Source organism: Streptomyces sp. NPDC028305, from assembly GCF_055569495.1.
In genome coordinates, this window is the sequence record NZ_JBVHTN010000003.1 from 908,796 (window position 1) to 921,721 (window position 12,926).

At 74.0% G+C, this 12,926-nt stretch carries 5 protein-coding genes; 1 reads left to right on the forward strand and 4 read right to left on the reverse strand.

Annotation, left to right across the window (positions count from 1 at the left end; translation table 11 throughout):
* Window positions 1-31: 31 nt before the first annotated feature.
* Together ACZ4WQ_RS15270 and ACZ4WQ_RS15275 are read right to left on the reverse strand one after the other, a co-directional pair.
* The gene (locus ACZ4WQ_RS15270) at window positions 32-1,468 is read right to left on the reverse strand and encodes an NAD(P)/FAD-dependent oxidoreductase (protein WP_398376811.1); all 1,437 of its coding nucleotides are present in this window, start codon (window positions 1,466-1,468) and stop codon (window positions 32-34) included.
* A 141-nt stretch (window positions 1,469-1,609) separates the two neighbouring features.
* Entirely contained in the window at window positions 1,610-2,494 is an 885-nt protein-coding gene (locus ACZ4WQ_RS15275) for a nuclear transport factor 2 family protein (RefSeq protein WP_311725220.1), read from the reverse strand.
* Between the two features lie 222 nt (window positions 2,495-2,716).
* Between ACZ4WQ_RS15275 and ACZ4WQ_RS15280 the strand changes: the two genes are divergently transcribed.
* Window positions 2,717-3,997, forward strand: a complete 1,281-nt coding sequence (locus tag ACZ4WQ_RS15280; protein WP_385350203.1) for a cytochrome P450 family protein — start codon at window positions 2,717-2,719, stop codon at window positions 3,995-3,997.
* 67 nt (window positions 3,998-4,064) lie between these two features.
* Here ACZ4WQ_RS15280 and ACZ4WQ_RS15285 read toward each other — a convergent pair whose 3' ends face one another.
* Together ACZ4WQ_RS15285 and ACZ4WQ_RS15290 are read right to left on the reverse strand one after the other, a co-directional pair.
* Complete coding sequence (locus ACZ4WQ_RS15285) at window positions 4,065-6,422, reverse strand: type I polyketide synthase (protein ID WP_468022227.1); 2,358 nt, start codon at window positions 6,420-6,422, stop codon at window positions 4,065-4,067.
* 27 nt (window positions 6,423-6,449) lie between these two features.
* On the reverse strand, window positions 6,450-12,905 hold the full coding sequence (locus tag ACZ4WQ_RS15290; protein WP_468022236.1) for a type I polyketide synthase: 6,456 nt from the start codon (window positions 12,903-12,905) through the stop codon (window positions 6,450-6,452).
* Window positions 12,906-12,926 lie beyond the last annotated feature (21 nt).

Below are 12,926 nucleotides of genomic sequence, written 5' to 3' on the forward strand. Positions count from 1 at the left end.
ACCTCTCTCGATGTGGGGCCTGCGGGGTGGGTTATCCGAGCACGCCGTTCGCGGCGTTGCCGGGCGGCTTGAGCCCCACCATCTCCAGCTCGTCCGGGTGGAACGGCGGTTCGACGAGCTCCGGGTACTTGGTGTCGGTCCGCAGCAGCGACAGGAAGTGGGAGTCCCCCAGGGCCTTCTGCGGCGTGTTCAGGCTGAGCACGCTGGTGGCGACCTCGCTGACCTTCGGCGAGCGGATCGACCGGTCGGCGACGTAGTCGGAGAACCTCAGCCGCTCGGGGGTGTCCGGGTCGGTCAGGCGCGGGTCGTCGGTGCGGATGCGGCAGTTGACGTACTGGATGTCCTTGAGCCCGGCCATGATCCACGGGTCGTCGACCACCTCGCTCAGCGCCCGTTGGACCCGCTGGGTGCCGCCCTCGCCGAAGGCGTCGCCCGCCAGCTGCGTGTCCAGGGCCTCGGCGGCGCGCGCGGCCGTGCTCATGCCGTGGCCGTAGACGGGGTTGAACGCCGCCAGCGAGTCGCCGATGACCAGCAGGCCCTGCGGCCACTGCGCCATGCGCTCGGGGTAGAGGCGCTGGTTGGCTCCCGAGTGCGAGGGGAAGATCGGGCTGATGGGCTCGGCCACGCCGATGAGGTCGCTGACGATCGGGTGCCGCAGCATCTTGGCGAAGCCCGTGAACTCGTCCTCGTGGGTGGGCAGCGGGGCGCCACGCGTGCTGGTGAGGGTGACCAGCCAGCGGCCGCCCTCCTGGGGGTAGACCACGCCGAAGCGGCCGGGGCTGCGGGTGCGGTGGTCGGCGGCGACCATGACCGCGGGGAAGGTGCCGCTCACGCCTTCGGGTGCCTTGAACATGCGGGTCGCGTAGCCGACGCCGGCGTCGACCACGTCCTGCTCGACGGCCGACAGGCCGAGCCCCGCCAGCCAGCGGCCCAGGCGCGAGGCCCGCCCGGTGGCGTCCACCACCAGGTCCGCCTCCAGCGGCCGGGGCTCGCCGCCGGCCACGTCACGCACCAGCACTCCGGAGACCTTGGAGCGGTCTCCGACCAGGCCGACGACCTCGGTGCCCTGCTTCACCTCGATGCGGCCACTTGAGAGGATCGCGTCACGCACCACCCAGTCGAGCAGGGGACGCGTGCACATCATGGCGTAGGTGGTGGCCGGGAAGCGGTACTGCCAGCCCGAGGCGGTCAGGGTCACCAGGTCGCGGTTCCAGCCGATCTGGCGGGCGCCGGCCGCCAGCAGCCGTTCGATGGTGCCCGGCAGCAGGTTCTCGACGATGCCCGCGCCGCTGGACCAGAGTATGTGGACGTGGCGGGCCTGTGGTTGACCCTTGCGGTGGAGGGGTCCGTCGGGGAGGAGGTCACGCTCCACCACGGTCACGGATTCCAGATGGCGGGCCAGCACATGGGCGGTCAGCATGCCGGCCCATCCGCCGCCCAGGACGACGGCACGTGTCGGTGTGGTCATGGCGCGGAAGTCCCTCCGAAACGGGCTCGCCTGATGTGGCATTCGTCTTTCGCCTCGGACACCGTCACGAGGGTGTCCCAAGCGGCTTAAGTGCGTCTTGCCGTTTCCGGCCGCTCCTCGGCGCCGGGCATCGGGCGCCGGTCAGCGGTCGGTGTCCGTGTCCGTGTCCGGCCCCATGTCCCCGAAGGTGGTGTCCGTGATCCCCCAGAAGCCCTGGATGTGCACGCCCAGGCCGTCCTTGTTCAGTTCACAGACGGTGATCATGCGCATGCGCATCTTCTCCGGCACAAAGATCCGGGCGTCCCCCCGGATCACCACGAACCGTCCGTCCATCGAGGACACGGGCCGTCCCAGGATCTCGTTCACCTTGCCCGCCGAGCCGTGGGCCACGTGCTTGGCCAGGGCTTCCTTGCCGCACAGCTTCATGCGCCCCACCGGGTCCTCGAAGACGACATCGTCCGAGAACAGGGCGACGGTCCCGGACACATCACCCGACTCCAGCCGCCGGGCGTAGGTGTACGGCAGCTGCCGCAGAGCCGCCTCGTCGGGGGTGATGGACTCGGGACCGCGGAAGGACTCCGCCGCGCCGTCGGCCGATGTCTCGATGTCGGGCCGGCCCCAGAACGCCCGCATGTCCTCGATCAGGCCGGACTCGCCGACGCGGAGCAGCAGCGCGTAGTGGCAGCGCAGTCCGGTCGGCTCCGCGGCCTGCGGCGCGGGCAGCCAGCCGCGGTCGGCGTACACCGGGCCGCGCGGCCGGTAGTCCATGACCGCGGTGATCCGGGACAGCACATGCGCGCCGTCCTGCCCGACCACCGTATCCTCGACGGTCTCGGCGACGTTCCCGGCCACCGCGCTCTCGAAGTGCGCGCGCAGCGCCTCGTGTCCGGCCCGGCCGCCGGCCCCCACGGGGTCCTCGAACGTGGCGTCCTTCGCGTACAGCTCCAGGAGCGCGTCGACATCGCCCGCACTCAGGCGCCGGCTGTGTTCGCGTGCGATCGACTTGCGGTTGCGCTCGTTGATCACCGTGTTCTCCCTGCTTCCCCGCATCGCTGAGACCAACGGAGCGGTGATTTCGGAACGGGAATGGCAAGGGCTCATGCTCGCCGAGCGCTCTTAAGCGGACCTACCGAACCGGCCCGCGCCCCGCCTCGGGTCCCGCCCCGGGTCCCGCCCCGGTGACAGGACTGCTTAAGCGGGATGGGCGATCATCACCCGCAGGGATGGCCGACGACGGAAGGCCCGAAGATGACACCAGCAGGTGACGCCGAGACGCCCGGTGAGCCGGACCGCTGCCCGTTCGCCATCAACGCGGCCGAGCTGACCGCCGATCCATACGGCGGCTTCGGGCGGATCAGGGAGGAGACGCCGGTCGCCCTGGCGCGCGTGGCGGACGGCCGGAACGCGTGGGTGATCACCCGCTACGAGGACGTGGTCTCCGTGCTCACCGACGAGCGCTTCGTCAGCAACTCGCGGTCGATTCCGGGATGTACGACGGATCACCACGCCGAGTCGCTGCGCTGGCTGGGGTTGTCCAAGGACCTGGTTCCCCATCTCGCCGAGGCCATCACACAGCTCGATCCGCCGCATCACACGCGGCTGCGCACGCTCGTCGCGCGGGCGTTCTCGGCGCGGCGGGTAGCCGACTTGAAGCCGCGGATACGGGCGTTGACGGACGAGCTGGTCGACGGGCTGCCGGGCCGCGCCGTGGACGGCACGGTCGACCTGATGGAGCACTTCGCCCACCGTCTGCCCATCGCGGTCATCTGCGAGCTGATCGGCGTGCCGGCCGAGGACAGGGCGATGTGGCGCGAGTGGAGCCACGGTTACACCGACGCCCTCTCGCTGAGCCGCGTGCTCTCGGAGTCGACCGCCTACCTCCGCTCGCTGGTCGAGCGGCGCGGCGCCGAGCCGGCCGACGACCTGATCACCGCGCTCATTCAGGCGCGGAGCGAGGACAGCGGGCGGCTGTCGGACACGGAACTGGTCACCATGCTGTTCCACCTGGTGGTCGCCGGGCACGAGACGACCGCCGGTCTCATCGGCAACGGCGTCCTCGCGCTGCTGACCCACCCCGACCAGCGGGCGCTGCTGCGGAGCCGGCCGGAGCTGCTGCCCGGAGCCGTGCAGGAACTGCTGCGCCGGTGCAGTCCGATCGTCTTCGGCAAGCCGCGGTACGCCACGGAGGACGTCGTGGTCGCGGGCGCGCCGATCGGCAAGGGCGAGGTCGTCCTGCCCGTGCAGGGCGCCGCCAACCACGATCCGCGGCGCTTCCCCGACCCCGAGCGGCTGGACATCACCCGCTGCTCCGGCGGTGGGGGCGCGCAGCACGTCGCCTATTCACGCGGACCGCACTACTGCCTGGGAGCCATGCTGGCCAACCAGGAGGCGGAGCTGGCGCTGGAGACGCTCTTCGGCCGCTTCCCGGAGCTGACCCTGGCCGTGCCGGAGAAGGAGCTGACGTGGCGCCCCGTTCCGGGCACTCGCCAGCTCGGCCGGCTGCCGGTGAAGCTGGGCGCCGAAGCCTGAGAGCCGCCCGGAGCGGGGTGAGGGGCCGTACCGGTCGGTGCGGCCGCTCACCCCGCTCCGGGCGGTCTCACCGCGCCCCGTTGACCCGGCTCAGGTCGAACGCCGCGCGCCAGTAGCGTGCGCGCCGGAAGGCGTACGTGGGCAGGTCGACCCGGCGGGCGTCGGCGCCCGCGAACACCGCCTGCCAGTCCACGGCGGTGCCGTGGGCGTGCACATGGGCGAGGGCGGCGGCCGCGGCGGCCACCTCCCACGCTCCGGGCCGCAGCGCGGCCACCGCGGGCAGCCCCTCGCCGTCGAGGAGTTCGGCCACCTCATGGCCGCCCAGTTCGAGATAGGCCGTGCCCTCCCGGGCCAGGGTGCGGGCCGCGGCGGCGAAGTCCCGCGGGGTGTCCGCCGGGTGAGGCGAGCCGGTCAGCGCCGCGCACGCCTCGGGCAGTGTCAGCCGCCCGCCGAGGTGGTCGGCGGCCGGCCCGCCGACGCCGTGGCCTCGTACGACGCCGGGCCGTACCCCCCACGACTCGACCAGCCGGAACAGCGCCACCTGGATCGCGAAGTCCCTGGCCGGGCCGGTGAGCATCGCGTCACGGGCCTCGGCTCCCACCGGGGCGTCCAGCTCCGCACACACCGCGTCGAACGCGTCGGCGAACGCCGGGAAGGCGTCGTACAGCTGCTTGCCGGTGCCGGGCGCGAGGGCGTGGCCGGTGAGCAGGACGACGAGCCGGTGGCGGCGTCCGGCCGAGCCCTGGACGACGCGGGGCGAGCCCCTTCCCCCGGCCAGCGCCCGCAGGCCGTCCAGCAGCTCCTGGCGGCTCTCGCCGACGACCACACCGCGGTGTGTCAGCGCGGCCCGGGACGTCGCGAGCGACAGGCCGACGTCGGCCGGCCGGAGTTCGGGCCGCCGGTCGAGGTGGGCCAGCAGCCGGGTCGCCTGCCCGCGCAGCGCGTCGGGGTCGCAGCCGGAGACCGGCCAGAGCACCACACCGGCGGCCGCCGTCCCGCGTCCCGCCTCCGGCAGCGGGGGCGGGGGATCGTCCGGAGGTGGTGCCTGTTCCAGGATCACGTGTGCGTCCGTGCCGCCGAATCCGAACGCGGACACCCCGGCCCGCCGCGGCCGGTCCGTCGCGGGCCAGGGGGTGGCCTCGGTGAGCAGCCGGATCCGGCCCTCTTCCCAGGAGATGTGCGGTGACGGCACCTCGGTGTGCAGGGTGCGCGGCAGCACGCCATGGCGCATGGCCTGGACCATTTTGATCACCCCGGCCACACCGCTGGCCCCCTGCGTGTGCCCGAGGTTGGACTTCACCGACCCCAGCGGCAACGGCCGGTCGGCGGGGCGGCCCTCGCCGTAGACGGACGCCAGCGCCCGCGCCTCGACCGCGTCGCTGAGCAGGCCGCCGGTGCCCTGGCCCTCGACCGCGTCGACCTCGTGCGGCTCGAGCTCCGAGTCGGCCAGCGCCTGCCTGATCAGCCTTCGCTGGGCGGGGCCGTTGGAGGCGCTCGCGCCGTTGGTGGCGCCCTCCTGGCCGATCGCGCTGCCACGGACGACGGCGAGCACCGGGTGGCCGTGCGCGCGGGCGGCGGAGAGCCGCTCCAGGAGCACCACGCCCGCCCCCTCGGCGAACGCGATCCCGTCGGCCCCGTCGGCGAACGAGCGGCAGCGGGCCGCGACGGGCAGCCCTATCCCCCGGCCGCTGCCGATGAACGCATCGGGGCTGGACATCACGGTGACACCGCCGGCCAGGGCCATGGAACACTCGCCGCCGCGCAGCGCCCGGCAGGCCAGGTGCAGCGCCACCAGGGAACCGGAGCAGGCGGTGTCGAGGGTGGCCGTGGGCCCTTCGAGGCCGAAGACGGAGGCGATACGGCCGGAGAGCACGGCGCTCGAACCGCCGGAGGCGAGGTGGCCGAGCAGCTCGTCGGGGACGTCCTTCAGGTGGGGGGTGTAGTCCTGTCCGGTGGTGCCCACGAAGACGCCGTAGCGCCGGCCGCCGGCCGACCGCGGGTCGATCCCGGCCCGTTCGAACACCTCCCACGCGAGCTCCAGCAGCAGCCGCTGCTGGGGGTCCATCACCGACGCCTCGTCCGGCGAGATCCCGAAGGGCCCGGGGTCGAACTCGGCGGCGCCGCCGAGGAATCCCCCCTCCGCGACCGCGCTGCGCACCGCCGGGTGGGCGTCGGGACCGCACAGGCCGTCCAGGTCCCAGCCCCGGTCGCGCGGGAAGGCGCTGATCGCGTCCCGCTCCTCCGTCAGCAGGGTCCACAGGTCGTCCGGGGACTCGACGCCACCGGGATAGCGGCAGGCCATCCCGATGATCGCGACGGGTTCCCGGGCTGCCGCGCGCAGTCGGTCGTTCTCCTTGCGCAGCCGCTCGGCCTCCCGCAGCGAGGCGCGCAGGGCCTCGACGATCTTGTCGTTGGCCACCGTCATGACATTCCTCCGAGGGGACGGCACACGTCAGGAATCGCCGTTGCGCAGGGCCATGTCCACCAGTTCTTCCAGCTCCATCGAGGCGAAATCGGCGCTGTCCGCACTGTCTGCGCTTTCGGTGGTGTCCGCGCTGTCGGTGGTGTCGGCTTCCTCGCCCAGTCGCAGCAGCGCGTCGAGCAGGCCGGACTCCTCCAGCCGCCGCAGCGGGACGGCGGCCAGCACCTCGCGCACCCGGCTCTCACGCGGGTCCGGAGGCGGGCTCCCGGCCGGGTCGGTGGGTGCGCTCCCGGCCGGGTCGGCGGGCGCGGCGATCCGCTCGCGCAGGTGCTGGGCGAGGGCCAGTGGGTGGGCGAAGTCGAAGATGAGCGTGGCGGGCAGGCGCAGGCCGGTCGCGGCCGAGAGCCGGTTGCGCAGTTCGACCGCGGTCAGCGAGTCGAAGCCCAGCTCCTTGAACGTGCGGTCGTGGGCGATCTCGTCGGCCGAGCCGTGGCCGAGGACGGCCGCCATGTGCGCGCACACCGCCTCCAGGACGCAGTCCTCGCGTTCCGCCTCCGGCAGTGCGGCGACGCGCTCCGCCAGCGACGGGCCGCCGGTGCCCGCCGCCCCGCTGTCGGCCACGCGCCGCGCCCTGGTGCGGCCGGCGGCCGGGCGGCTCCCGGAGGCCGCCGTGGCCTGCCGGATCGGAACCAGCAGCGCGTCACCCGCGGCGTACGACCGGTCGAACAGCGCCAGGGCCTGCTCGGTGGGCAGCGGGTCCATGCCGGCCTGGCGGATGCGTTCCAGGTCCCCGTCGTCCAGCCGGCCGGTGAGCCGGCTGGTCTCCTCCCACATGCCCCAGGCCAGGGACTGACCGGGCAGGCCGTGGGCCCGGCGGTGGTGGGCCAGGGCGTCCAGGAAGGCGCTCGCGGCGGCGTAGTTGGCCTGCGAGGGGTTGCCGTTCACCCCGACGATGGAGGAGAACATGACGAACATCGCCAGATCGGCGTCCTTGGTGAGCTCGTGCAGGTGCGCCGCTCCGTCGGCCTTCGGCCGCAGGACCCGGGCCAGCCGCTCGGGGGTCAGCGAGTCGACCATGCCGTCGTCGAGGACTCCGGCGCAGTGCACCACACCGGTCAGCGGGTGTGCGTCGGGCACGCCGGCCAGCAGCCCGGCGACGGCGTCGCGGTCGCCGATGTCGCAGACCTCGATGGTCACGGTGGCGCCCAGCGCGGTGAGCTCCTCGCGCAGTTCGGCGGCGCCGGGCGCCTGCGGCCCCTGGCGGCCGGTCAGCAGCAGGTGGCGTACCCCGTGTCGGGTGACCAGATGGCGGGCGATCAGGCCGCCCAGGGTGCCGGTGCCACCGGTGACCAGGACCGTGCCGTCCGGTGAGAGGGGCCGTGGCAGGGTCAGCACGATCTTCCCGATGTGTGCGGCCCGGCTCATCAGGCGGAACGCGTCGCGCGCCCGGCGGATGTCGAAGACGCGCACCGGCGGGTGGGTCAGCTCGTCGCGTGCGAACCGGGCGAGGACCTCGGTCAGGATCCGGCCGAGTCCTTCCTCTCCCGGCGCCCCGAGGTCGAGGACGCGGTAGCGGGCGCCGCGGTGCGTTTCGGCAAGCTGCTCGGGGTCGCGGACGTCGGTCAGGCCCAGCTCCACGAACCGGCCGCCGTCGGCCAGCAGGCGCAGCGAGGCGTCGGTGAACTCGCCGGCCAGGCTGTTGAGGACCACGTCGACCTTCGGGAAGGCGTTCTCGAAGTCCAGGTCGCGGGAGGAGGCGCGGTGGGCGGCGTCGATGCCCATGGCCTCCAGGACGTGGTGCTTGGCGGGGCTGGCCGTGGCGTACACCTCGGCGCCCAGGTGGCGGGCGATCTGCACGGCGGCCATGCCCACGCCGCCCGCCGCCGCGTGGACGAGGACCGACTCGCCCGCCTTCAGACCGGCCAGGTCCACCAGCCCGTGCCAGGCGGTCAGGAACGCGATGGGCACGGCCGCCGCCTGCTCGTCGGTCCAGCCGGGCGGGACGGGCACGGCGGAGCGGGCGTCCGCCAGGGCGGTCGAGCCGAACGCCCCCTGGAACATGCCCATCACGCGATCGCCGACGGCCACCGACGTCACGTCCGGGGCCACCTCGACCACCACGCCCGCGCCCTCGCTGCCCCGGATCACCGCGTCGCCCGGGTACATCCCGAGCGCGATCAGCACGTCCCGGAAGTTGACGCCCGCGGCGCGGACCCGGACCCGGATCCGGCCCGGGGCGAGCGGCGGGGGCTCCTCCGCCGCCACCAGGGCCAGGTTGTCCAGGGTGGCGGGGCCGGTGATGTCCAGCCGCCAGTGGGGGTCCTCCGGCAGGGGCAGGGCGGCGCCGGACGCCGCGGGGACCAGGGCGGAGACCCGTACCGTCCCGTTCCGGACGACGATCCGCTGCTCGCCCGCGGCGACCGCCGGGGCGAGGGCCCCGGGCAGCGTGGGTCCGTCCAGGTCCACCAGGACCAGCCGGTCCGGGTGTTCGGACTGCGCGGACCGGATCAGCCCCCACACCGGGGCGTGCGCGAGGTCGGTCACGTCCTCGCCGTCGGAGGCGGCGACCGCGCCCCGGGTGACCACCACCAGCCGGGAGTCGGCGAACCGCTCGTCGGCCAGCCACCGCTGCACGGAGTGCAGCACCTCGCCCAGCCGGTGGCGCACCGCGCCGGGGAGGTCGGTGTCGTCCGGCCGCGGCTCGCAGGGCAGCAGTGTCACCGGTGGGACGCGCAGGCCGCCGTCCACCGCGGCGGCGAGCGCGTCCAGGTCGTCGTAGCGGGGCGCTCCGTAGCAGGTGGGTGTGGTGCCGGTGGCGACGGCGGCCCAGCCGTCGATGGCGCCGCCCGCCGGGGCACCGGTCAGGGGGGTGTACGTCACGCGGAAGAGCGCGTCGCCGATGTCCTCGCCGCGGCCCTGGAGTTGCTCGGGGGTGAACGGCCGGGTCACCAGGGCGTCGATCGAGATCACCGGGCGGCCCGAGGCGTCGGTGGCGTGGACGGACATGCCGTCGTCGCCGACGGGCGCGAGCCTGACGCGCAGCAGCTCGGCGCCGGTGGCGGCCAGGGACACTCCGTTCCAGGCGAACGGCAGCGCCATCCGGCCCTGGCCACCGCGTACTTCGGGCAACCCACTGGCCTGGAGCGCGCCGTCAAGCAGCGCGGGGTGGACACCGAACGCGGCGGCCTGCCCGCGCTGCTCCTCCGGGAGGACGACCTCGGCGAAGACCTCCGTCCCGCGGCGGTACACGGCGCGCAGGCAGCGGAAGGCGGGGCCGTAGCGGTAGCCGGCCACGGCCAGCTGGTCGTAACACCCGTCCACGGGCACGGGCTCGGTGCCTTCCGGCGGCCACTGGGCGAGGTCGTACGGCTCGGCGTCCGGGCCGGGCGCCAGGGTGCCGGTGGCGTGGCGCAGCCATGGCGAGCCGGACTCGTCGGCCGGGCGTGCGTACACGTTCAGGGTGCGGCGGCCTTCACCGTCGGGGCGGCCCACCACGAGCTGAAGGTGGGTGCCGCCCTGGTCGGGCAGGACCAGCGGGCTCGCCAGCACCAGCTCCTCGAGCCAGTCGCAGCCCACCTCGTCACCGGCCCTGACGGCCAGCTCCACGAACAGGGCGCCGGGCACGAGCACCGCGCCGGCCACCGCGTGGTCGGCCAGCCACGGATGGGTGTCCAGGCCGAGCCGGCCGGTCAGCACCACCTCGTCGCCTTCGGCGAGGACGGTGACGGCCCCCAGCAGCGGATGGCCGGCCGCGGCGAGGCCGAGCCGGTCGGGGTCACCGGCTCCGCCGTCGGTGGCGTCCAGCCAGTAGCGCCGCCGCTGGAAGGCGTAGGTGGGCAGGTCGGCGGGGCCGGTGCCGGCCGGGAACACCCGGCCCCAGTCCGCCTCGACGCCATGGACATGGGCCTGGGCCAGCGCGAGGAGGAAGCGGTCCCAGCCGCCCTCGTCCCGGCGCAGGGTGCCGAGGGCCGTGGCGTTGACGCCCGCCTCGTCCACGGTCTCCTGCGCGCCCATGACGAGGACCGGGTGCGGGCTGCACTCGATGAACACGCTGTGTCCGTCGTCGAGGAGCGCCCGGGTGGCCTCTTCGAACCTCACCTGCTGACGGAGGTTGGTGAACCAGTACGCGGCGTCCATGGCGGTGCCGTCGATGCGCTGCCCGGTGACGGTCGAGTACAGCGGGACGGAGCCCGGCTTGGGCGCGATGCCCGCGAGGTCCTCGGCCAGCCGGTCGCGCAGCGCGTCGACGTGGGCGCAGTGCGACGCGTAGTCCACGGGGACGCGCCGGGCGCGCACCCCGTCGGCTTCACAGGTCTCCAGCAGCTCCTCCAGGGCGTCGGCGTCTCCCGAGACCACGGTCGAGGAGGGGCCGTTGACGGCGGCCACGCTCAGCCGACCGTCCCAGCGCTCCAGGTGTTTCCCGACCTGCTGGACGGGGAGCGCCACCGAGGCCATGCCGCCGCGGCCGGACAGCTCGGGCAGCGCCTGGGAGCGCAGCGCCACGACGCGGGCCGCGTCCTCGACGGACAGCACGCCGGCGACGCAGGCCGCCGCGATCTCGCCCTGGGAGTGGCCCACCACGGCCGCGGGCTCCACGCCGTAGGACCGCCACAGCTCGGCCAGCGCCACCATCACCACCCACAGCACGGGCTGGACCACGTCCACCCGCTCCAGGGAGGGGGCTCCCGGCTCGCCTCTGAGCACCGACTCCACGGTGTACTCGGTGTGCCGCTCCACGGCCTGCGCGCAGCGACGGAAGTGTTCGGCGAACACCGGGGAGGCGTCGGTCAGGTCGAGGGCCATGCCGGCCCACTGTGAACCCTGGCCGGGGAAGACGAACACCGTCTCGCCGGGGCTGGGCGCACCCGTGACCACATGGCCGGCGGGGACCCCGTCGGCCAGGGAGGCCAGCCCGGCCAGCAGGGCGTCGCGGTCGGCGGCGACCACGGCGGCCCGGTGCGACTGGGCGGCGCGCGAACCGGCCAGGGCGAGCCCGACACGGGTCGGGCCGGCTTCCGGCCGCTCGGTGAGGAAGTCGCGCAGCCGGGCGGCCTGGGCGCGCAGCGCCGCCTCGCCGCGCCCGGACACCAGCCACGGGACCACCGGCAGCTCGGTGGCGGGGGCGGGCTCCGCCGCGTTGGAGGCCTCGGGGGCTTCTTCGAGGATGACATGCGCGTTGGTGCCGCTCATGCCGAAGGAGGAGACCCCGGCCCGGCGCGGGCCGCCGGTCCCGGGCCACGGCCGCGCCTCGGTCAGCACCTTCACGGTGCCCTCGGACCAGTCCACCTGATGGGTGGGTTCGTCCACGTGCAGGGTGCTCGGCAGGACGCCGTGCCGCAGCGCCTGCACCATCTTGATCACCCCGGCCATGCCGGCGGCGGCCTGGGTGTGCCCGATGTTGGACTTGACCGAGCCGAGCCACAGCGGGACGCCTTCGCCGCGCCTTCTGCCGTACGCGGCGATCAGCGCCTGTGCCTCGATGGGGTCGCCCAGCGAGGTGCCGGTGCCGTGCGCCTCCACCACGTCGATGTCCCGGGCGGACAGCTGGGCGTCGGCCAGCGCGGCGCGGATGACGCGTTCCTGGGCGGGGCCGTGGGGCGCGGTCAGGCCGTTGGATGCGCCGTCCTGGTTGATCGCGGAGCCGCGGATCACGGCGAGCACCGGGTGTCCGAGGCGCTGGGCGTCCGCCAGCCGCTCCACCAGCAGGACGCCCACGCCCTCGCCGGGCCCGAAGCCGTCGGCCGCCGCCGCGAACGCCTTGCACCGGCCGTCGGCGGCCAGCCCGTTCAACTTGCTGAACTCCAGGAAGGTGCCGGGTGTTGCCATCACACACACCCCGCCGGCCAGCGCCAGCGAGCTCTCGCCCTTGCGCAGCGACTGCACCGCCAGATGCAGGGCCACCCCGGACGACGAGCAGGCGGTGTCCACCGTGAAGGAGGGGCCCTCGAAGCCGAAGGTGTAGGAGATGCGGCCCGACATCGAGCTCGCGGCCAGCCCGGTGGCCATGTACCCGGCGACGTCCTGCGGCGCGCCGGCGCCGGTGCCGGCGTAGTAGATGGTGGATCCGCCGATGAAGACGCCGGTCTTTGTGGCGCGCAGGGAGGTCACGTCGATACGGGCGCGCTCGATGGCTTCCCAGGCGGTCTCCAGCAGCAGGCGCTGCTGCGGGTCCATCGCGAGCGCCTCGCGCGGCGAGATGTCGAAGAAGTCGGCGTCGAAGTCTGCCATGCCGCGGACGAATCCGCCCTCGCGCACATAGCTGGTGCCCGTCTCGCCCGAGTCGTTGAACATGCCAGGGTCCCAGCCCCGGTCGTCCGGCATGGCGGAGACCGCGTCACGGCCCGCGGACACCAGCTCCCACAGGGCCTCCGGAGTGTCCGCTCCACCAGGGAACCGGCAGGCCATGCCGACGATCGCGATCGGCTGGCGGTCCCGGGCCTCCACCTCGCGGAGGCGCTGCTGAGTGTCATGCAGATCGGTCGCCACTCGTTTGAGGTAGTCGACGAG